Annotated in this window: 20 protein-coding genes; 10 read left to right on the forward strand and 10 right to left on the reverse strand. The window is 49.8% G+C overall.

Annotated features, from left to right (window positions below; translation table 11 throughout):
• Positions 1-307: 307 nt before the first annotated feature.
• From JUF13_RS13540 to JUF13_RS13555, 4 genes are all read left to right on the forward strand, one after another.
• Positions 308-871, forward strand: coding sequence for a sigma-70 family RNA polymerase sigma factor (locus JUF13_RS13540; protein WP_203640108.1), 564 nt, complete (start codon positions 308-310; stop codon positions 869-871).
• Positions 872-962: 91 nt separating this feature from the next.
• Positions 963-1,160 carry a hypothetical protein gene (locus JUF13_RS13545; RefSeq protein WP_203640109.1) on the forward strand — a complete coding sequence of 66 codons (198 nt, stop codon included), beginning with the start codon at positions 963-965 and terminating at the stop codon, positions 1,158-1,160.
• Between the two features lie 35 nt (positions 1,161-1,195).
• On the forward strand, positions 1,196-1,441 hold the full coding sequence (locus tag JUF13_RS13550; RefSeq protein ID WP_125765340.1) for a DUF2922 domain-containing protein: 246 nt from the start codon (positions 1,196-1,198) through the stop codon (positions 1,439-1,441).
• 613 nt (positions 1,442-2,054) lie between these two features.
• Positions 2,055-4,406, forward strand: coding sequence for a MucBP domain-containing protein (locus JUF13_RS13555; RefSeq protein ID WP_203640110.1), 2,352 nt, complete (start codon positions 2,055-2,057; stop codon positions 4,404-4,406).
• Between the two features lie 295 nt (positions 4,407-4,701).
• Here JUF13_RS13555 and JUF13_RS13560 read toward each other — a convergent pair whose 3' ends face one another.
• Complete coding sequence (locus tag JUF13_RS13560) at positions 4,702-5,436, reverse strand: hypothetical protein (RefSeq protein ID WP_203640111.1); 735 nt, start codon at positions 5,434-5,436, stop codon at positions 4,702-4,704.
• A 287-nt stretch (positions 5,437-5,723) separates the two neighbouring features.
• Between JUF13_RS13560 and JUF13_RS13565 the strand changes: the two genes are divergently transcribed.
• A complete protein-coding gene (locus JUF13_RS13565; RefSeq protein ID WP_203640112.1) occupies positions 5,724-6,974 on the forward strand; it encodes an AAA family ATPase in 1,251 nt (416 codons plus the stop codon).
• A complete protein-coding gene (locus JUF13_RS13570) occupies positions 6,967-7,662 on the forward strand; it encodes an RloB family protein (protein WP_203640113.1) in 696 nt (231 codons plus the stop codon). The genes JUF13_RS13565 and JUF13_RS13570 overlap by 8 nt, the downstream gene beginning before the upstream one ends.
• 506 nt (positions 7,663-8,168) lie before the next feature.
• Here the strand turns inward: JUF13_RS13570 and JUF13_RS13575 are convergent.
• Positions 8,169-9,077, reverse strand: a complete 909-nt coding sequence (locus tag JUF13_RS13575) for a LysR family transcriptional regulator (RefSeq protein ID WP_125765335.1) — start codon at positions 9,075-9,077, stop codon at positions 8,169-8,171.
• 1,137 nt (positions 9,078-10,214) lie between these two features.
• Here JUF13_RS13575 and JUF13_RS13580 point away from each other — a divergent pair.
• Positions 10,215-11,429: an aminotransferase-like domain-containing protein gene (locus tag JUF13_RS13580; RefSeq protein ID WP_203640114.1), complete on the forward strand. Its 1,215-nt coding sequence runs from the start codon at positions 10,215-10,217 to the stop codon at positions 11,427-11,429.
• Between the two features lie 120 nt (positions 11,430-11,549).
• On the opposite strand, the gene JUF13_RS13585 is transcribed toward JUF13_RS13580, so the two are convergent.
• Together JUF13_RS13585 and JUF13_RS13590 are read right to left on the reverse strand one after the other, a co-directional pair.
• Positions 11,550-11,864: a type II toxin-antitoxin system mRNA interferase toxin, RelE/StbE family gene (locus JUF13_RS13585; protein WP_308439887.1), complete on the reverse strand. Its 315-nt coding sequence runs from the start codon at positions 11,862-11,864 to the stop codon at positions 11,550-11,552.
• On the reverse strand, positions 11,830-12,123 hold the full coding sequence (locus tag JUF13_RS13590) for a type II toxin-antitoxin system RelB/DinJ family antitoxin (RefSeq protein WP_203640116.1): 294 nt from the start codon (positions 12,121-12,123) through the stop codon (positions 11,830-11,832). Before JUF13_RS13590 ends, JUF13_RS13585 begins: the two co-directional genes overlap by 35 nt.
• 281 nt (positions 12,124-12,404) lie before the next feature.
• On the opposite strand from JUF13_RS13590, the gene JUF13_RS13595 reads away from it, so the two are divergent.
• A complete protein-coding gene (locus tag JUF13_RS13595; RefSeq protein ID WP_203640117.1) occupies positions 12,405-13,115 on the forward strand; it encodes a hypothetical protein in 711 nt (236 codons plus the stop codon).
• Between the two features lie 179 nt (positions 13,116-13,294).
• On the opposite strand, the gene JUF13_RS13600 is transcribed toward JUF13_RS13595, so the two are convergent.
• From JUF13_RS13600 to JUF13_RS13620, 5 genes are all read right to left on the reverse strand, one after another.
• On the reverse strand, positions 13,295-13,786 hold the full coding sequence (locus JUF13_RS13600; RefSeq protein ID WP_203640118.1) for a hypothetical protein: 492 nt from the start codon (positions 13,784-13,786) through the stop codon (positions 13,295-13,297).
• A 152-nt stretch (positions 13,787-13,938) separates the two neighbouring features.
• On the reverse strand, positions 13,939-15,225 hold the full coding sequence (locus JUF13_RS13605) for a DUF5776 domain-containing protein (RefSeq protein WP_203640119.1): 1,287 nt from the start codon (positions 15,223-15,225) through the stop codon (positions 13,939-13,941).
• 138 nt (positions 15,226-15,363) lie between these two features.
• Positions 15,364-15,642 (reverse strand): DUF5776 domain-containing protein, encoded by a 279-nt coding sequence (locus tag JUF13_RS13610; RefSeq protein ID WP_203640120.1) that lies wholly within the window; start codon positions 15,640-15,642, stop codon positions 15,364-15,366.
• Positions 15,643-15,780: 138 nt separating this feature from the next.
• On the reverse strand, positions 15,781-16,593 hold the full coding sequence (locus JUF13_RS13615; RefSeq protein ID WP_203640121.1) for a hypothetical protein: 813 nt from the start codon (positions 16,591-16,593) through the stop codon (positions 15,781-15,783).
• A 30-nt stretch (positions 16,594-16,623) separates the two neighbouring features.
• Positions 16,624-17,733 carry a DUF5776 domain-containing protein gene (locus JUF13_RS13620; protein ID WP_203640122.1) on the reverse strand — a complete coding sequence of 370 codons (1,110 nt, stop codon included), beginning with the start codon at positions 17,731-17,733 and terminating at the stop codon, positions 16,624-16,626.
• A gap of 429 nt (positions 17,734-18,162) precedes the next feature.
• On the opposite strand from JUF13_RS13620, the gene JUF13_RS13625 reads away from it, so the two are divergent.
• Positions 18,163-18,873, forward strand: a complete 711-nt coding sequence (locus JUF13_RS13625; protein ID WP_203640123.1) for a hypothetical protein — start codon at positions 18,163-18,165, stop codon at positions 18,871-18,873.
• 74 nt (positions 18,874-18,947) lie between these two features.
• Here JUF13_RS13625 and JUF13_RS13630 read toward each other — a convergent pair whose 3' ends face one another.
• Positions 18,948-19,388, reverse strand: a complete 441-nt coding sequence (locus JUF13_RS13630; protein ID WP_203640124.1) for a hypothetical protein — start codon at positions 19,386-19,388, stop codon at positions 18,948-18,950.
• A gap of 1,065 nt (positions 19,389-20,453) precedes the next feature.
• Here JUF13_RS13630 and JUF13_RS13635 point away from each other — a divergent pair.
• Positions 20,454-21,887, forward strand: a complete 1,434-nt coding sequence (locus tag JUF13_RS13635; protein ID WP_203640125.1) for an S-layer protein — start codon at positions 20,454-20,456, stop codon at positions 21,885-21,887.
• The last annotated feature ends 229 nt before the right edge of the window (positions 21,888-22,116 follow it).

Consider the following 22,116-nt stretch of genomic DNA (forward strand, 5'->3'; position numbering starts at 1 on the left):
AAAAGTATAGGTCTCCATGGCCTATTTGTTTACCCTTAATGTCTTAAGGGGTGTTGCACTTCAATTTTAAATCGGGCAAAATTTTAAGGCTTAAATCGACAAATAACTGAATTTTTCGGTAATTTCACTATTTTGACGAATCCCGTCCGGCTGCCCACGGTGGCTATTTGTGGGGTAAACCAGTTGGATATTTGACAAATATTAGGGTCATTCCGGGAAATATTCGCTGTTCGTCAAAAAAAGGCCGCTCGGGTAAAGTGGGACTCATCCATGGCCATGGATCATCATGTTTGAGAGGATGATTCAAATGAAGGAGTCACCACACGCCGCTGCTTACCGGTTTCTGTACGACGGGGACCACGAGATTATTTTATTTGCCGCGCTGAAACGCCTACACATGAACCGCAGTCACGCCGATTACGAGGATTACTTGCAGGAGGCCCGGCTATTATTTCCAGAAATTTACGCCGCCTTTCCCGAAAATCCCGAGGCCAAGCCGCACCAATTCTTGGCGTACGCCCAGCAGAAAATTTATTGGACACTGCTGGATAAGTTGCGCCGCGACCGCAAACAGCTGGAACGCCAGGAACCCGGCAATCAAGACGAGCTGATCACGGCGGTTGCCAGTGACGACGACATTTTAGAGGCCATCGGTCAGGCCGACTTTCGCCAGTATCTCTTGAAGGTGATTGGCGGCGCTGGCACGACCGGGGAGTGGCGCTACCTGGTGGGCACGCTGCTCGACCAGCTGACGGCCGAGGAGATTGCGGCCCGCCACGGCGTCAGTCGCAATACCGTGTATAAATGGCGGCGCTCGCTGATTCGCCGATTGGTCCGCAATTTGACGCCACCGGAAAACTTTTCGAATTAGGGGGTTACAAATCACCGCCGGATTTCGTTAGTAGGAGTGTAAGGGTTGGCCAATCACTTACCAAAATCAGCGTCACGAAGGGAGTACCACCATGCATAACAACTGGAATAAGACCACCATCATCTTTAGCTTAGGCGCCGACTCGGCCCACCCCGTGAAAGTCACCTTTCAAAACGCGGTGCCAGCACCGGATACTAAGCAAATTGAAACTTTTGGCGGCATTCTGGCACAATTGACCGGGTTACCTTTCCAATCCGCAACCGTTGCCACACAAGACATCGTCGCCTAACGTCCGTCACTCAGTCATTGAAAGGGAGTTATTAAATGAAGTCATTAGAATTGAGCTTTAAAGGGACCGACCTGCGGATCAAGCATTTACGGTTGAAGTACGTCAACACCAACCTGACCGGCGAAGAAGTGGCGAGCCTCATGAAGCAAATCGCCGACGCTAAGCTGTTTGTCAAGGATGACCAGCCACTCTACGCCACCCCAGTGCGCGCCGACATCGTGGAAACGACGAAGACGGCCTTGATGGGCGGTACCGCGGCGGAACCAACGCCCGCTGCGTAAGCACATCACCGAATAAAACGTCACACAACCTGAGAACGGCCGGCCTCCCCCACGGAGTCCGGCCGTTTTTGGCTTGGTTTGGTCTGAGCTGACTTCCGCCTCCGCCAGTTTCAGGTTGACCACCTATGGGGCCCACTCGAAGCCAAAGGGCGGTCTTCGAGTTCACGTTAGAACCTCGAAGATCACGAGTTTCTAACATGGACAGTGGTGTAAGCCGAAAGGGCATCGGCTAACACCACTGTCACAGGTGGCCAACCTGAACTGGCTCCGGCTCCAGCCAGCTCAGACCAAACAGACTGGCGTGTATCGATATTGTTGTAAGTTTTAGGACTTGGTGAAATTAATAGACACTTAACGAGCGGCTAGGACACCACGTCTAGCCGCTTTTTTGATGCCTAGCTTGGTTATGTAAGATTGAAAGGCTTATCCTGCCATCAGTGAAAAGGCGTTGAAAGGTCAGCAGGCAAAGAAATCGGTTCAATTTGTTAATAATCCACCACGAATTTTAAAATACCAGCTATACTGATTTTTGTTCGAGGCACTTAGAAAGACTAGTGGCCTCAATATAAAACAGTATTAGCAAACTAGACCAATATTTCGGGGGAGAAAACGGATGAGAATTGAACAGACTGAGAAGAGACACTATAAGATGTATAAAAAGGGTAAGTTATGGGTAACGGCCGGCATTATTAGTGGGGCCGTCTTGCTGGGTGCGGGGACGACCGCTCAAGCTAACGTGGAACCGAGTGTGACAGAGAGTGCGTCGACCGTGCCGGCTTCTACGGAAAATCCTGTGGGGGATGAGGTGGTGACGACTGATTCTCCGGTGACGGATACAGAAACTGTTGCAACGGCGGCGACCGCCAACGAATCTGCTAGTGAGGAAACCACTACTGAGACACCTGCAGCAGATGCCAATGAGACTGAACAGACAGTCAGTGATAACTATGCAAATGAGAACGCTACCACAAACGAACAATCGGGGGTTGGGGCAGGATCAGCCGAGACTGAAGCGCCAGTCCAAACGCTAGTTGGCAGTACGCGCCCGGTCACCGATTTAGCTGACAGTGTGGTCCCAGCAACTGAGAGTGAACCGGCTACGACTACGACGCCAGCCACAACCGAACCAGTCGTCGCGCAACCCGCAATCGCGGTCACACCGGCGACTGCCGTGACGCCAGTGAGCGTGACCGTGCCCGAGACCCGCCCGGCCGAGGTGACGCCTGTACCGGCGGCTGCCATGGTCGACACGCTGGGAGCTGATTTAGCCACCGCGGCCGTGCCGTTGGTTCAGGCCGAGTTGGGCAAGACCACGACGATGAAATTGACGCACACCAAGGAGACGGCGACGATTGATTTGTGGATGCCGAATAAGCAGCTGCAACAGGTGATTCTTCAGGCATTACAGGAATTGACCGATACCGACAAGACCTGGAATAGCGTGGCTGACATTACGCAAGAAGACATGGCGTTGATCAAGAATTTGAGCAAACACAGTCATAGCACCTATATTGATGGCAAGACTGCGTACTCGCTGGAAGGCTTGCAGTACGCGGTGAACTTGGAAAGCGCCAACTTTGGCGGTTCCTTTCAAGAGCATCCCGGTGCGGCCTATGGGGATATTGTGGACGTCACGCCACTGGCCAATCTGCAACACTTGACGGAGCTTGACCTCCAGCATAACCGGATCAAAGACATCACGCCGCTAGCGACTTTGCCGAATATTGAGGCGGTACTGTTGTTTCATAATAATATTCAGGATTTTTCACCACTTAAAGGAAAAGTCGATCCAACTAATCCTTTTAGTTTTAATTGTATCGGCCAGCTGATTACGTTGGACCCGGTTGTCATCAGTGATAAGGATCGTGAAGGGCACCTGCAAATTGCCTGCACGACAATCGATGGTGAGGTTGTGCAACTGGTGGGCAAGGAAGTGCTGACGCCACTAGCCTTTTATAACAGTGACGATGGCTTCATACAGCAGGCCTATTTTGCGGGCGGAACTGCGGTCTCGGATGGCCAAGGCGGCTTGTACTATACTGGTTTGTTAGATCAAAAACCTGGAGCGACTGTTATTCCGGACCATGAAGATGTGAATTTGGATGTTCTGCCTTACTACCATTACATGATTGGGGTATCCGATGTTAACACGGGCGCTGCCACATTCTTAGTCGTCCAGCCCTACACCATCGCGCAATCCGCAGCCGACGTGACGGTCCACTACGTCGATGAGACGGGGAAGGACGTCGTGCCAGCCCAAACGCTGAAACCGGGCCTGGTCGGGGAAGCCTACACGACGACCCCAGTGGAAATTCCGGGATACGTGCTCCAAGCGACACCGGAAAATGCGACCGGGACGTACGGTGAGACCGCCATTGACGTGACTTACGTTTACGCGGAAGAAGAGGCGGATGCCGAAGGAAACAAGCCGGGCGGCAACGGCAACCAGGGAAATGGCAATGGCAACCAGGGCGGTGGTAACACAAACGGTGGCGGCACGACCACTACGCCTGATGGCCCCGGATCTGGAGTGGAAACGCCAGACAGTGGCCAGGACGGGGATGCCGGAACGCCGGGCAACGAGACCGGTAATGGTCACCACCCGGGCGGCCCAACGGTCACGGGTGATCCGGTGGGTGACGGGGATGTTGCGGTACCCGGAACGCCGGGGGGACTCCCAACTGGTGGCGCTAATGGCACTGGCTCGGGCGTTAGCGTGGGTGGTCAAGCCAGTCAGCTGAGCGCTGGCAGTTACGGCCACCAGCACCAGTACCAGGGGCAACCAGGGGGCACCACGACGGCCAATCTGACCGAAAGCGAAGAGACGGGTGACCAAGTCCTCTCGAGCAGCGTCGGTAGTGTGACCTTGCCTCAGACCAATGACAGTCGCGGCTCCATTGCGTGGGGCGTGGCGTTGCTGGTGAGTTTACTGAGTTTATGCAGTTTTAAACGGAAGACCAAATAAGGTATTTGCCGCACCTGCGGGATGGTGAAAATGGGCCGTGGAGCTGCGGGCGCCCGTCTGGAGCCGCTGAGAGACGCGTCTCAAAGATAGCAGTTACCTAAGCGGAAAACCCGCTAAGGCAACTCCCACGGCTGAGCTCATTTTCACCATCCCTGCGGCTAATGCTGGTTTGGTCCATTTAGAATGACTTGTCCGAAAAATAAGATCAAACTGACTAAAAACACCTGAGAAGGCAGCGCAACCCATGCGCGTTCTTCTCAGGTGTTTTATTTGATTATTTTAGTGGAAATGGGTGTTACCGGAGACCTTCAACAGCGTCACTCAAAGTATCAACAAGTGTTTGACTAGCTTCAACGATGGCATAATCGTCGTCTGGATCGTCGCTCTTCGCAATTGTATCAGCTAATTGAGAACTGAATGCAGCTAATTTCGCATTAGTCGTGGAGCTGAAACGGCCTTTGAAACTGGCATTTACTTGGAGTGCAGCTTGACCATCTTTGGCTGTATAACCTTGGATTGCATCGATAGCAGAGCTGAGGCTGTAAGTGTCGTAAATATTACTAGTAGTGACTCCCTTCATAGCATCCAATGCGTTAGATTGGTCTTCAGTACTCATCGACCGAATAGCAGACAATACGTGCTTGATATCAGCTTTCCGTTGGGCTAAAGCCTTGGTATTAATCTTCTTCAGGTTGCCCTTCCAGATGTACCCCTTGACGTTGCCCTTGCTGTTCTTGATGTAGTAGTAAGTAGCGGTCTTGCCGTTAGTCTTCTTGACCGTAACTGACTTGGTTGCGTAGAAAGTCGTCTTCAGGTAGTTGAATGCCTTGTGGGACTTCTTGGTCAGCTTGGCGCTGGAGTAGATGTAGCCGCCGTTAGCGTGATAAGCGGTCTTCTTCATCTTCTTGGAACGGATAACCTTAGCAGACTTTTTCTTAGCGCTAGCTGACAGAGTGGTGCTAGGGACAACGACGGCGCCCAAGCTAAATGTCAGGGCCGTGATTGCGGAAACTTTAAGTAATTTGTTCATAGTGGTGCCTCCAATTTATGTATAGTTGAAATTACTTCGCCATTATAGCACGATAAGCATGGTGGATACTAGTTGTCTTGAATAATTCTTTTTGCACTGAATAGTGCATTACTTTAAACAAATAGTGGGGTAGCGAAAAATTCGGGTTACTTTGTTGTGGCAGTTCATTGGTAGATTCATAACGAAATACCGCTACAAATTAACGATTTTTCTATATTCGAGAAAATATCGTAATTACTTGCTAATTACTTCTACAACAGGTATCTTTAACCCAAGAGGTGAGGATGATGTTGCATCAGTTTACGTTTAAAAACTTTAAATCGTTTCGCCAGGAAGTCACGCTGGACCTGACTGCTTCGGCATTGAAGGAACTCCCGACGGATGTGGTGACTGACGTTTTGCATGAACGGGTTTTAAAGCTGGCTGCCCTGTATGGTGCCAACGCGTCTGGCAAGAGCAACGTCATTCACGCGCTAAGTGTCATGACGGATGTGGTGCTGACCTCGTTTGCCGATGAGGATGCCTTGAAGAAGATTACGCCTTACTGGTTTGAGGCCCCCAGCGTTCCGACCGAGTTCAGCGTTTTATTTTCCACGCGGACGAACATCTATCAGTATGGGTTTAGTGCCACCCAGCAAGTCGTGACAGAAGAATACTTGTATCAGCGAGATAAAAGTAAGGTGGGCGAGCAGTATCTGGAAATCTTTGACCGTACCGATGCGGGAATCGTGGGCAGTCTGACGGAACAGGCGGAGGTTCAGACGCTGGCCAAACTGATCACGAAGAAGTCGTTACTGTTGTCCGCACTGTCTCGGTTAGAAATCCCCGTCATTCGGGAGGTCGCCGATTGGTTCCGAGCTTTACGAATCGTAGACTACGGGAATCCACAGGATGAGGTGACCAAGACCGCGCGTTTTCGTTCACGGCAATCACTGAGTCCGATGATTGCACTACTGACTGATCCGCAAGAGAAACAGAAATTTGAACAGTTTGTCCAAGCGGTCGATGTGGGAATTGCCCAGTTAGGTGTCGTGCAAGATGACTTTGCCGATGAAAATGAAGCCCGCCAACGGGTCGTCAGCTATCACCGCAATCCCACGACAGGGGAACTTCTCCAGACGCCAATCAGTGCGGAATCCAGTGGAACACGCAAGATGCTATGGTTGTATGTTGATTTGAAACAAACCTTGGATGAGGGCGGCACAGTTGTCGTGGACGAGCTGGATGCCAAGCTCCACCCACTACTGTTGCGCTACATCCTAATTCTGTTTCATGACGCGCAAATCAACCCGCGTGGCGCCCAATTAATTTTCACCACCCAGGAACTCTTCACGCTGGATAAAACCAATTTTCGCCGAGACGAGGTCTGGTTCGTGGATAAGAATCCGGCGGGGATGTCGGACCTGTATTCGTTGGATTCGGTTAAGGTCAACGGCAATCAGAAGGTACGGAATGATGCGAGCTATGGGAAGGACTATATCTTGGGGAAGTTTAGAGCAACGCCTAGGCTGAAGCCATTAGGGAGCCGCGATGAGTAAACACATTGGGAAACGACCCAAGAGAAAGAAAATGACGCCGCTACCCGGGAGTTATTTAATTGCGACGGAGGGAATTCAGACTGAGGTCATTTATTTCAATCGTTTAGCCGATATTGTCAAAGATAAGTACAGTGGGCTAAGAGATCGTGTAAATGTGACGGTGCCTAGCTTGACCATTAAAGGCACAGGTGTAAGCAACTTAACCCTAATTGAGCAAGTTGAAAAATTAATCCAGATTAGTCCTAATCTTTACGAGCATGTCTGGGTTGTCTTCGATAAAGATGATGTACCCATGGAGCGGTTTGACCATGCCATCGACGCGGCACAAAGGCAAGGATGGCAGGTTGCTTGGAGTAATGATTCGTTTGAGCTTTGGTACGTGTTGCATTTTGAATTCTTGAATACCGCCATTAGTCGTGAAGCTTATAAAGTGAAGTTGACACAACATTTAAAACAGGCGGGATTCAAGACCGGTTACGAGAAAAATTCAGAATCAATTCTGACGTTGCTGGATGATGAGAAACAGCAGAGAGCTATTCGTTTTGGCAAAAAATTGGCTGTCAAAAATGTAGGCAAGCCTTACCATCAACAAAATCCAATGACAACCGTTTATCAGTTAGTGGAAGAACTTAATCGTTTGTCTGTGACGGCAGATATTCTGCAAAGAGAGCATGTCGATGGCAATTGATAAGAGTCGTCCTTGTTAGAGTATTTCAGTCGACCTTACGTAAAAAGTGAATAGCGACATAAAAATACCGCGGAAGTCCAGCCAAACAAATGGCCAAGGACTTCCGCGGTATTTAGTTTGATCAGAGTTAAGCGAAAACAGAACAAGCACCAGAAACACACACCACGCGGGCTAAACCAGTGTCAGCCGCAGGGAGTGTGAAAATGACCGCCTCGCAGTGGAGAGTGACCGTGTTCGTGTCAGCGACCAGAGGTGGGTACGGCAACCGCCCAGCTGTGTCAGTGGTGTTAGACCGAGCGATTTTTCTCGGCCTTACAGCACGGGACAACCTTTGAGACCGCTTCTCAGGCTCAAAGGTGAGGTGGGAGCCTGAACCTCAGGCGGAAACCGGCCCCACAGCAGGGCACCTTGAACCCACCGCCGGGAACGGCCAGCACAACACCGTCCTGCCCACCGCGTTCCGGTCTCATTTTTCACGCTCTCGGAGGCGAGGCAAAGACACAAGTTTACCCCACGTGTGGGTGTTGCAGGACCTTGTCCGGGTACTTGTGGGCGACGTAAGCCGTGATCGCCGCAATCATCTTGGCCGTCGATGGCGCCTTGGCCTGCTCGGAGTTGACCACCAAGCAAATCGTCCGGTAGAACCGCTGGTCAAATGGGTAGACGTTCACGTTGCCGCTGACCCGTTCCAGCGCCAGCTCGGGCAAAATACCCATGCCCATGCCGGCCTCGACCATCGCCAGGATGGACTGGTCGTCGATGGAGAACCGCAGCGCGTTCGGCCGAATTTGGTAGTGGTCCAGCGCGGCCTTGGTGTCCTTATCGTAGTCGCCCCGTTGCAAAATGAAGTTCTGGTCGACCAGGTCGGCGGCCGTGACCGTCGTGCGGTTGGCGGGGATGAAATCGTTGGGCGTGATGCAGTAGATTTCATCCTTGACCAGCGGCAGGACGGTTAATTTTTCCGCGACCGGCAAGGCGGACAGGCCTAAATCCAAGCGCCCGGTCTTGACGGCGGCCGCAATGTCACTGAAGCCGGCCTGTTCTAAATTGATATCGATTTGGGGAAAATCCTGTTTGAACTGCCGAATGATCGGTGGTAGCCAGGAAATGCAGACGGAGGAGAAGGCCCCCAACCGCACGGACCCGGCGTTCATGCCGTTAATGTTGGCGGCGGCCTGCTGGAGCCGGTCCTCGGCATTGATGACGCCCTGAATCAGTGGCAGCACGCTTTCGCCATCCGGGGTGAGTTCCACGCCGGTCCGATTACGGATGAAGAGCGGAAAGCCCAGCTCCTTTTCCAGCTGGTTAACGGAGTGGCTGATGGCTGAAGGCGTCACGTTCAGCGTTTGCGCCGCTCGGTAGAAAGTTTGTTCCTGAACAATAGCTTGAAAGACACGATAGGCAAACGGTAACATCGACGACACCTCCTGAGATTGGTAAAGATGAATTACATTCACGTTATTTCTGGATAGTTGAAATGGTTTTTCTGTCACCAGTATCTTATCATAAACGCGTGGTCAGAGGAAACCACCCCCAGCAGTTCGGCCGGTGACTTACCGGCGTGAAATGCAGATTGTGGAAACCATGCGCCTTACCGGGCGCTCAAATATGGCCGGAACGCGGTGGGGAGGACGCCGGAAGCCTGAGAAGCGGTCTTCCGACTTGCTTTGAGCCTCTGAGGAGCGAGTCTCAAAGTCACCATTTACACCGCTAACGCGCTGTAAATCCCACGGCTGAGCCATATTTGAGCGCCCTCACGGCTGACACTGGTTTCCTGACCGGCATTTGGCGGTCGTCAGCGGCCGAACTGGGAGTGGTTTCGCTGTCCGGATGAGTGTGAGCATTAGCTGGGATACGTCATGGCTGAGCCCCTTGTTACCGCCCTCTCGGCAGGCTAGCCGTTGTTGGCAGCAAAGGCACCAGATTTCCTGACCGGCATTTAGCGGCGGTTAATGGCCGAACTGAGGGCGTGGTTTTACTGCCCAGAAGAGTGTGTGAATTCCATGGTTAAGTTCATTTTCACCGTCCAACGCAGTGTGGTGGGAGGCATGAGTGAGCCTGAACCGGAAGTATTAGCTAACATGTTAGGTTCTACGGTCGCCGCCCACCAACTGCAACAGCGTCGGCTTAACCGGACCGCCACACCGACGGCCAACGACCTTGGCTACCGGTTCGCCACCACCGTTGACGCTGACCGGGCACTAAGCCGGGGTCAAAAGCAACGCACAACCAGAGCCGGAGGAAGCCAGGTACGGAGACGGCTGTGTCGGTGGTGTTAGACCGAGCGATTTTTCTCGGCCTTACAGCACGGGACAACCTTTGAGCCCTGCATGATCCTAGCAGGGCTTAAAGTTGAGGTGGGAGCCCGCACCTCAGGCGGAAACCGGCCCCACAGCAGGCGGAAACCGGCCCCACAGCAGGCGTAGTACCTGGAAGCCGCAGGCGGCCAGCTGTCCATTGTTTTTGACCCTAAGGTCTTAGGCACCAAGCAACAAACCAAAAGTAAAAGAAGAACCGGCAGCCAAAAAAGCTGCCAGAAAGGTGTGACTGTCATGTTAAATGATCTGTTAGCAACCCGGGTGAACCCGGATGTCCCTTCCGCCCTAAGCGGCCTGTTCGTCAACGACCCAGACCCCCGCGCCATCTCGTTTGCGGCCGGGAGCCCCAACGAAAGCCTGTTCCCGGTGGCGGCGGTCAAGGAAGCCTTTAACACCGCCATTGACACGCAAGGCGCGCACCTTTTTCAGTATCGGTCGACCCAGGGCAACCCGGACTTGCGGGCGAAGCTGGCGGCGCGAATCGGCAAATGGGGGCGGGTCACGACCACCGCGGACCACGTGATTTTGACGGTCGGCGGCCAGCAGGCCATTGAGCTGGTGGCTAAGGCGCTCCTGAACCCCGGTGACGAGGTGGCGGTCGAGGTGCCGACCTACGTGGGCGCGCTGGCGGCCTTAGACCTCTACCAGCCGACGTATTACGGCGTGGGCTTACAAGCAGATGGCCTGGACCTAGACGCGCTAGAAACCACCTTAAAACGCCATCCGGGCATCAAGCTGTTATACACCGTGCCGGACTTTCACAACCCGACCGGCATCACCATGAGCGTGGCCAAGCGCCAACAGCTGGTGGCCCTGGCGAACCGCTACGACTTTATCATTTTAGAGGACTCGCCGTACCGCGACCTGGGCTACGACCAACTGCCGCTGCCGGCCATCAAGAGTTTTGACACCGAGGGCCGGGTGATCTTCGTGTCGAGCCTGTCGAAAATCCTGATGCCAGCGCTGCGGACGGGGTGGCTGGTGGCCGATGGAGACCTGTTGGCAGCCATTTTAAAGGTGCGGCAGGCCAGCGACCTGGAGGCGACCGGCGTGACCCATGCGGCCATCAACGCCTATTTGGACGCCAACGACTTGGACGCCCACGTGACGGTCTTGAAGGACCACTACTGCGAGCAGTGTGCGGCGATGGTGGCGGCGCTGCGGGCCTACTTCCCGGACGAGGCGACGTTTACCACGCCAGCCGGGGGCTTCTTCGACTGGGTGACCTTGCCAGAGTCTATCGACGTCGACCAGTTACTGCGGACCCAGGTCATGCCAAACGCCCACGTGAGTTACGTGCCGAGCACCAATTTCTACCCGGCCCGCGACGTGCACAACGGCATGCGCCTGTGCTTCAGCGGTCTAACGCCGGACGTGATTGACGCCGGCATGCACCGGCTGGGCGACCAGATGAAGGCCGCCGTACGTGGGGTGAAACCAGTCTTTTAATGAGATAGACGTGGTAGTCAAAAAATACGGCATCGCGCAATCGCGATGCCGTATTTTGGGGCTGATAACATTGGTTTGATACTGAAACGCTGGCTTTCCAGTCTAAGCAAATCTACTGAACTAGATGCCAAGAACATTCTTGTGATCACCAGTTTGAACTAAGGTTAAGACGAGCCCGTCGTCTTCAATAATGTTGTAAATCATTATCCAGTTATCTAACTTTCCTGCTGGATGTAGCTCCCTAAAGCCAGCCCAGTTATTGTGTAATGCGTGGTCGTGTAGTCGTCTAAGTGCTAACTTATCTTGAATCACAATTGCAGTAACTGCAGGCTGTATTAGTTTCACCGGAAAGTGCTTCTTTTCGAGGCGCTTATACTGGCGACTAAAAAGCGGGGAGGACTTAATCCGCATTATCCAGATCCTTCCATAGGTCATCGAGGTTCGTGTACTCTTTTAAGTCTTTGGACTTAACAATTTTCCAAGCTTCTTCAGGCGTATAGGATTCGGTGTTTTCAAAATTAGGACGGAAGGGTAAGCCTTTATCAACAATGCTTTGTTTTAAGAACAGTGTGATAGCGGTCGACATATCAAGACCTAGCTTCTGATAAACGTCTTGAGCTTCTTCCTTTAGGTCTGCATCAATTCTGATATTTAATCTTTGTGACTTCTTATTTTGTTCTTTTAGATTGTCCATAAAGCAATGCCTCCTTATATAGCTATTATAGCATGTCTATCCCAATGGCAACCAAATTGCGACTTATAATTTATTTTGTAATGACGCTGTACATCCATAATCACAAAATATTTACTTTCTTCCGGCTATCTATTCAACGTATACTTAGCAAATTTGAAGGCAAGTCTGTCACAAGGTGGGAACTACTCATATTTACTGCAGTTTGTTAGATATTACAGTGGTTACCCACCAGCCCCCAATCTGTGCTAAGCTAGGACCACTAATCTCCGGGGGCAAACGACTTGAAAAAAATTATCATCGGCCACACGAATGGTCACCACTACACCGACTACCAGACCTCACTCGCCGTGTACCAGGGCTATTTTCGCTACCGGCGGGAACAGTTTCCCCTGGAAGTCGAGGGCTTGGACGACTTCGAGGACTACTGGCGCATCTTGGCGGACCGCGACACCAAACGCTTTGCCGCGGACTACCAGCGGTATTACTGGGAGGACCAGGGCGCACACGACCAGGCCAGTTACTTCACCGATAGCGACACGCACAAGCTGAACCTAAACGTGTTCTGCGAGGCCGGCGAGTCGCTCACGGCCTTTGAACAAATGCTGACGCGGATTCGCCTGAACCACGTGACCATCTGGGACTACTGGCTAGACGGACAAAATCCAGCCGTGAAAAATTGGCGCGACGCCGAACATAATCTGGCGGCCGACTGGTCACTGGACTTCGCATCCCAACAGGCCGAGGAAAATATTTACTTCCTATATTGGGGCATCGACCGCCTGAATTGGCCGACGGCGTATCAACCGGACGTGTACGACCCCAAGGACCTGCCGCGGCAAAATGTGATCTTCATGCTGCTGTCGGCCTGGGGCTATAACTACCGGCGCAATAGCCCGGCCAAGTTCGCCGCGTTCATGACGAGCCAGAAGGCGCAGTTCTCACAGAATCTCGGCGATTACTTCAAGCACGTTGCAGATGGTTATTTGGGGTAAACGCGTCGTTGTGAGACGCCTCCGGACTGGTGAAACTTGGCCGGAACGCGGTGGGCGGACGCAGTTTTAGTCTGGGAGATTGGCTCCGACGTCAGTAAACAATTTAATAAAAAAACCAAATTGAAAATAGATCTAGCATTAGGACTTTTTAGCAGTCCTAATGCTAGATCTATTTTCATCTACTTGTATGGGTAGTAGGTTTTCTTAGAAGCTTTACCACTAAACTTATACCAGGTAGTTAAATCTTTGACATTGCCTGATTTAGTGCCTGAGTAAGTTACTAACTTATTGCCCGAACGCACATAATTTGAGAAAACTATCTCATCAGCAATCCATTCATTACCACCTAGGGTGTAGACTTTGATACCCTCTGTCGTTGTTGTGAGATGCACCATATCGTTAATGCCATAGGAGTCAGCCTGTGTGCCATAGGCGCCACGGATCTTAGTCTTTAGAATATGCATCGTTTGATAGTCCCAGGTATATTTCTTTTTTCCATGCCAACGATAAGATACCTTGTGCATTTTAGTCCGCCACCATCCACGGATTGCTTTGGGAGTTCCAGAGTATACGTTAGAAGCATTCGCTTGTTCCGTTAATCCAGTACCACCAATAGTGATTCCCACTGCTAATAGAGCAATAGTAAGAATGAATTTCATATGTAATTTCACAGTTATCTCCTCCAAATGCATAGTTAGCTATCAATTGCTCATTCTAAACCTTTTCAATGTGTTATTGTACATCTCTTGTGAACTTGTTAAGCATATAATGCATTAATAAAAAACTGTTCAACCGGAAGTACGGTTCAAACAGTTTGGTGGTTCTATTTTGCAATCACGAAAGTCTTATTCCCAGTAATGTAGCGCCCGTTAGTGAGCACCAACCGCGTGGTCAAACCGTGAGTCTTAATGGCTTTAATCTTCAAAACGGACCCGCGCTTGTAGTGCCGCAGCTTCTGAACGTTTAGCGCCACGTTCCCATAGGCGTTCAGGCCCTTAGCGCTGATGACTTTAACCTGAGCCGGCTTGTGCTGGTAGTAGGCGTTGGTCACGTAGGCTGAACGTGTTGTGATGTAGCCGGTCGTCCCATCAGCCGTCCGCACCTTGTAGCGCAGGTTGACCGCCTTGGAACGCGCGTAGCCGATAACGGTAAACGTAGGCCGGTTGGGGCGCGTTTGCTTGGTGAACCAGCGTGTGCGGTTCTGCTTAGTAAATGTCGGCTGACTGTACAGGCCAATCTTCTTCACGGCGTAGACAGCTTTGCGTTGAACCGGTGCCTTGGTCGTGGTAGCCTGACTGGCGGCACTGCTGGAGCTGTCAGTTGTTGGCATAGTGGCCGTGCGACTAGTGCCGGCGATACCGCTGGTGTTGGTGCCGGTATTCGTGTTGCCGCCAGTGATGTTCTTGGTGTAGTGGTAAGTGTAGTTGTACGTCGTCGTATTACCATCAACAACTGGTCCGTCAACGGTCAGGGGGTCTTTTGCGGCTAGTGTATATCCCTCAATTTCCCGGCTGGTGACTAATTTACCATTGGCATCAGTCTGTTTTAGGCTATCGGTTAGACCTATGAGAGGATCACCCGTTACGGCATCAGTTGGAAGGTAATTCAGACTGGCACTTTCGTTGTTTACGGATGCAATATCTTTACCAGATTCATCGAGAAAGTTAACATTAAAAGTGTCAGTGTGAGTGGCTGGTTTTACTTTTGGTTCGTCCATTCCAGGAATTAGAACAGTACTGTCGTTTACATGAAACCAACCTTCGGCGCTAAATTTATTATTAGTAGTGAGCAAAAAATATAAAGCGCCATTTTTTAAATTAAGTGCGACCACATCTTCTTGGACATAGTTAGTTCCCTTATCTCCAGGTGTCAAAGGTGCTACGCTATCAGAATGTGTATCGTCTAGATTGCAAGGCGTAATCGTGGAACCGTCTTCATTATTGAAATGAAAGAGGCTAGGGGAAAGAGGAACAACAGGAATCTGAAATGTAGCTACATAAGACGGTGGTGTAACCCCAATACCCGCCGCCCGAGCACTACCCGACCACCCAACCAAAGCCAGCAAGCCAACAACCAACAACAATGAACCCTTAATCCATCTATTCCGCATCCAACACATCTCCTCATCATAATCAAAATGAATTCGTAATCATACTGTCATTGTACACTTCTCATGGTTCGTTAAGTAAACAATCGTCTCAACGAAAAAACTGCTCAACCTAAAATCAGCTGAACAGTTTCATTAAACCTATTTCTGAATCACGAAAGTTTTCTTTCCCGTGACGTAATGGCCATTGCTTAACACGAGGCGCGTCGTCAAACCGTGTGTCTTAAGGGCTTTAACTTTCACAACGGATCCACGAGCATAGTGCCGCAGCTTCTTGCCATTCAGCGCCACATTCCCATAGGCGTTCAGGCCCTTAGCGCTGATGACTTTAACCGTAGCCGGCTTAGCCTGGTAGTAAGCGTTCGCCGCGTAGGCTGACCGCGTCGTGATGTAGCCGGTCGTCCCATCAGCCGTCCGCACCTTGTAGCGCAGATTGCCCGCCTTGGAACGCGCGTAGCCGATGACGGTAAACGTTGGCCGGTTTGGCCGTGTCTGCTCGATGAACCAACGCGTGCGGCTCTGCTTAGAAAATGTTGGCTGACTGTACAGGCCAATTTTCTAAGCAGCATAAACAGCCTTGCGTTGGACCGGTACTTTAGTTGATTGAACTGGCGTCACCGAGCTTGAACTATTGGATGCTGAGTCGGCTTCGGCAGTGGTGCTGGAGCCAACACTAGTGTTAGTGCCAGTACTTGGTTTACTGGTTGGCTTATCTTTCACGTAATGATAAGTAAAGTCGTAATCAGAATCCGTGTTTGTCACGGGATCTTGGTCCCGGAGCTTGTAGCCAGGGAAAACACGACTTGCTATCAACTTATGAGTCGTTGTGTCTGTCGCCTTTAAGCTGTCGGCTAGGCCTGCAAATGGGTCACCAGAATAATTTGCGTTTGGACTATAGGAAGCTTTGGTTGATTCTGAGGTAGTGAGGGAATCGTCATTTTGATCAAGAAAACTGAAAGTGAACGTTCTTGTCTGTACCTTGCTAGGGTCACTGACAGCTAGAGACTCAGGTATTAGGATTGTTTGATCATTTGCTGGGAACCACAAATTTGTTGAGTTATCCGTAGAGGTGCAGCTATAGTAGAGTGTTCCATTATCTAGATTAATGGCATATTGGCAGGAATAGTTAGGAATCGCGCGTCCATTCTGTCCCCAAAAGGGTATATCAGACTTTTGACCATCTAGGGTGTAAGCTTCAGCAATGGGGGTGTCAAGTTGAACCATACTATTGTCGAGGGACATTTTAACAACAGCAATGTTTGAGGGCGTATCATCAGCAGCATGAGCTTGGATACCTGCCCCCAAACCTAATGCAAAAATTGACGTGACTACTATAAGTTGAAATCTAAACCACCAATTCCTATTCTTCAAAAAAATCAGACCTTTCTAAATGAAAGTCATTTACTTCTTAATCACCAAAGTCTTATTCCCACTAACATACTGCCCATTAGCCAACATCAGCCGTGTCGTCAGGTGGTAGTCCCGAATGGCGGTCACCTTCAGCACGCTACCGCGCTTGTAGTGTCGCGCTATCCGGCCAGACAGATCAACGTGATGGTAGCCGTTCAGTCCCTTAGCGGCAATCACTTTAATCTTAGTCGGCTGACTCTGGTAGTACAGCGGCTGGACATACTGGCTGTTCGCCGTGATGTACCCGCGCCGGTCGTTGGTCAGCGAGTTGTGATTAATGTCTCGAATCCGGTAGCGCAGGGTGCCATTCTGACTCCGCTTGTAGCCGGTCACGATAAATTTGGGCCGATTCTGCCGGGACTTCTTAACATACCAAATCTTACGGTTGGCTTTGGTAAAGTTAGTCGTTCGGTACAAGCCAATCTTCTTGGTCGCATAGATAGCCGTGCCTTTGACGGCGAGCGGTGTGCCAGTTGTGGTGTCAGGCTCAGTACTTGGTGGGGTGACAGCCGGTGTTGTGGGGATGATGTTGGTGCTGTTACTGTTGTTATTTGAAGTGTTACCAGAGCCACTAGTAGTGTCGGCAATGTAGTTGTAAGTAAACGTGGTGTTATCATCGCTAGCGGTTACGGGATTCTTGGAATTCAGGGTGTAGCCGGTGATGGGGAGATTCTGTTTCCCAACATTATCCAGCGTTTTAGTTATATCTTTTGAATCAGGACTTGAACTGATAGTAAAAACTTTTTGCGGGGCGATGGAGGTACCTGCCTGGTCAATAAAATTGAAGGTTAATGTCGATGTGTCTGTGGAACCCGCATTAAGTTTAACGCCAGCACCAGGCCGAATGAACTCATCTGTAGAAACCCGGTATGAAATCCCCCCGGTTTCTAAGTTCAGGGCAACTTGATCAACCTGATAAGCAGATTCACCATTCAATACACGAGTTACAGAGATGCCACCGATGTCATACAGTGAGTAGACAGCTTCGGTTGGACCGGTTAATTCGATAGTTGATCCTGCTGGCAATTGAACAAGAAGAGACTTATAAGTGCTCGGATTATCTGTTGTACCAACTGTGTCCGCATAAGCTGGTGCAGCCAAAAAAATAAGTCCTAGCAAAGAAGCCACAAAGATGAATGATAAAAACTTGAATTTTCTAAATCTCATGAAGAAACCTTCTTCCTAAGTCAGCATAAATATGTAGTAAATCGCTATGTCTTCAGTATAGGGTTAAATGTAACCGGTAACAATCAATTAGTTGTATAAAATATCACATACAAAGCAAATTGCGGGACAAATTGTCATAACTGATAGGTGCTATCCTACGCACAAATACAGTATTACCAGCGAAAGTCACGATTCTGAAAGAACAAAGATAAATCGTCAATAAGCGTCCCGACTCCCACCCAAACTGTCCGCCAACCGACGCCACAAACGCCAAGCCCACTAACCAACCCAACCCACGCGAATCCATGTACTTCCCCCAGCCACCGTGCTAAGCTGGCGGCAACACAGAGAGAACGTGAAAACATGCTAAAAGACTTTGAAGCATTCAGTATTAACGGTCACTACCACCGGGGCTGTAACATCGAACAGGACGTGCCGAGCGTCCTTCGGTGGTATCGCCGCTACTGTCGGCAAGAAGACCGGGTGGAGTACCCCCTGATGAACGTCCTGGCCAACCGGCTGTCGGACCTGCACGCGGGGCGCATCATCGGGACGGTTCGGCCCGAGGCTGTGCCCGTGCAATCGGCCTCGGAGGTCCTGTACCGCCTGAACGTGGACCTTTACGCCCATGGTGGCCGCAACACGGGCTGGGATTGGCAACCGTACGTCGGCATCGCCTTTTCGCAAATGACCATCTGGGACTTCTACCTGATTCGTTACCGCGAGTGGATCCTGGCCACGACGCACTTGGCGACCGACTACGAGGACCTGCCCTGGTGCTTTCCGTTACCCTATACGGATTCGCAAATAGATGCGGACCTCGTCGACCAACTGGAACGGCTCTACTGGGTGTTCAAGGGGAATCCCGTCAAGCCAACGACGGACCCGGCGCCGTGGATTACGCAGGAGGCCATCTTCATCATTTTGGGGTCGCTGGGGTATAACCTGAATTTGCATAGTCGGGGCTACTACCGCGCCTTCATGGACGATCAGACCAGGCGCTTCAGCGAACGCGTGAACCGTTACTTCACGAGTGAGAACAACTATCTGGAATTTGACACTTGGAAATTGTAGGCATGACAAATAGCGCCGTAGCTGGCTCCCTGGGTGGGAGGGCTGCGGCGCTGTTATGTGTGGATGATTAAGTGTTAGAACGGAATTGAATTGCTGGTTTTGGTAAAAGACTTACTGAAGGGTGCGTAAACGTAAGCCTTCTTGTGGTTCTCAAGCCGGATTGTAACCTTGTTCGTGCCGCCTTCTTCCCAATATTCTTTCAACTGGTAAACGTTGTGACGTAGAACTCGGTATTTAGTTTTCCTAACTGACCCCGCAGAGTTCCCGCCGTCACGTAAAACATCAATCATCTGGGAATTGATGTACATGCGAATCCGATAGTGATGGGGGTCGCCAGGCTTAAAGCGAATCTTTTCCTTGCTGTAGAAACGTTTAGTGATCCAAGTCCCACGCAAGACTTTGGGAATGCCTTTGTGCCAGGTTGCGGCACTAGCATGTGTTAGCGGCGCTATGGGTGCTAGACTGAAAATTAGGGCAGAAGCTAAAAGTAGATGAAGCTGTTTTCTCTTGATCATTAATAAATAACCTCCCACTGGATGTGATTCAAGCCTAGCACCAGTAGTGAGGGAGCAAAAGCGAAACTAGCCATAATGACTAAATTAGGTGACAAGGGTAGTGGGGAAAGCTGTCCTGACTAATTAGGCGGTAGCATTGTAGTGGGAACCCTTAACGGGTATCCGATTGCGGAATGCTTAATGAGTAGAGAGGGTTCCATACCCTACAGAACACAAAAAGGCCGACGAAAAGATTTCGTCGGCCTTTACCTTAAAGAAGTTAATCGTTTCCGTTCTCCGCGGAAGCGACTACTTTAAGGTAACAATTTCCTGTTGCCAAAAAGCATCACCCCCTTTCATTTAATGTCATCAGTATGGACCGTCAGCCAGTTGAATGCAAGAATAGTGACTTCACCTAACAAACGTTGGGGGCTGAGTAGTTGTTAGTGGAGGGAAACGAGTGGGTAGGGGCTTAACAGGCAACTGGGGATAATCTGAGTACAATACAGGTAAATCTACCAGTGACTCAGTAGAGAGTCACCAGGGGACAAAGAGCATGCCTAATGAGTCAATCGACAGGGATGACCATCTAATATAGAAATAACGGGACCAAAACAGACCAACGGCTATGCCAAAAATCAATTGGTGATCCACTGTTAGTCTGAATCTTACCCACAAACTAAACCAACAGATCACCCGCAACAAATTAACCAAACAGCCGCTAACCAAAGAAAAAGTTACCCGCCACAGAAATTAAACTTAAAGCCACATTAATCCTAACGAATCATTCTTAAGACCTTAATAAATCCTTTAATACCGCACCAACACTGCAATCACGGCGTTTATAGCCACAATATCCATGTAACAAACACATTACAGAAGCCCGTTCATTGTTTCAATCCCACGACAAAAAGAGCATAATCCTTGTTTCTCCGCAACTATCCGTCTATAATCATAGTCGTAGTTAGGGGATAGCTAAACGAATCCGCCAAGTTAAGAAATAAAATTCTTAACAAAAGCGCTAACTTCGGTTATACTATTCTTGCTTGATAAATTACATATTTTATGTTTGGAGGAAGAAATACTATGCAATCAAGTTTAAAGAAATCACTTTACTTGGGCTTAGCCGCATTAAGCTTTGTCTCAGTTGCCGCAGTATCAACTACTGCTTCAGCTAAGTCATATGCTAAGGCTGGTGCCTACTCTGTTTTAAAGGCTGACGCTACTAAGCGTAACGTTGAAGCTACTGGTACTAACGCTTTATACACTAAGCCAGGTACTGTTAAGGGTGCTAAGGTTGTCGCATCTAAGGCTACTATGGCTAAGTTGGCTTCATCAAAGAAGTCAGCTGACTACTTCCGTGCTTATGGCCAAAAGACTACTAACCGTGGTTCAGTTTACTACCGTGTAGTTACTATGGACGGTAAGTACCGTGGTTACGTTTACGGTGGTAAGACCGCTGATACGTTTGCTGGTGGTGTTAAGTCTGCTGAAACTACTACGACTGCAACTACCCCTACGAAGACCACTGGTTACTACTTGAAGGACGTTTCCAAGAACACCATCTGGACCGCACCTAAGTATACCCAATACAAGGCATCTAAGGTTAACCTTTACGGTGCAACTTCAAAGGACGCTTTCAAGGTTGATTCAGCTTTGACTAAGACTCGCGAAGGTTCATTATACTACCACGTAACTGACACCAAGGATTCTTCAATCACTGGTTACATTTACGCTGGTAAGGGTTACGATGCTTCTGTCGCTGACAACAGCAAGCAAGACCTTGGTGGGTTAGTATTAACTCCATCTGATGCTGCTGCTACTACTGACAACAGTGTTAAGGTTGTTTACCGTAATGTAAATGACAACAACGCTCAAGTTGGTTCTACTACTTGGATTACTAGCCGTAATGACACTAAGGCTGGCCAAGATGTTGCTGTTAAGGGTACTGCCCACGCTACTGCTGACGATGTCAACGCTGCTGGTACTAGTTTAGCTAACTACATTACTGATCAAGTACCTGCTGGTTATGCTTTGACTGGTACTGTTAACACCGCTGGTGTTTACGGCAACACTACCTACGTTGACGTAACTGCTGCTGCTACTTCACAAGTACAATTTACTTTAGGTACTGTTGACACTTCTGCTGCCGCTGATGCAACTAAGGTTACTCCTAAGTTGCCAGTTACTGGAAATGTTGTTAGTGGCTCTGAATTGAACGTATCTAACTTTGATTCTAAGGTTCTTGCCGGTGCTGCAAATACTGCTATCACTACTAGTGATGCTGACTTTACCAACACTATCAAGGCTTTAGGTGGTGCTACTTACGTTGGTACTACTCAATACAATGATGGTACTAACAGTTACCACTTCGAATACACCTTTGATGGCACTAACTTTGCCACTACGAACAAAGATGCTATTTACGGTCAAGTATTACAAGGTGTTCTGAATGCTAAACTTGTTAAGAACACGAGTACCAATGTTACTACTACTACTAACCCTTCATGGGTTAAGTAATCTAGTAATTTAAAAAAGGTTGGGCGTAGCCCAACCTTTTTTGTGTAATGATTAATTGTTCAGGTAAGGTAAGCACCAAATAACGGCTCTTTGTCAACGGGTGTTGATGAGGGGAATTTGAGAGGTTCAATTCATTTTCGAATTGGACCTCTTTTTCTACGGCTTGTCAATAAGAATGTTGTTAAATTAACGATTTACAGTGAAGTGTTTCGGGTATTGGTTAGGTGAC

The organism is Levilactobacillus wangkuiensis (assembly GCF_016861605.1).
GTDB lineage: Bacteria > Bacillota > Bacilli > Lactobacillales > Lactobacillaceae > Levilactobacillus > Levilactobacillus wangkuiensis.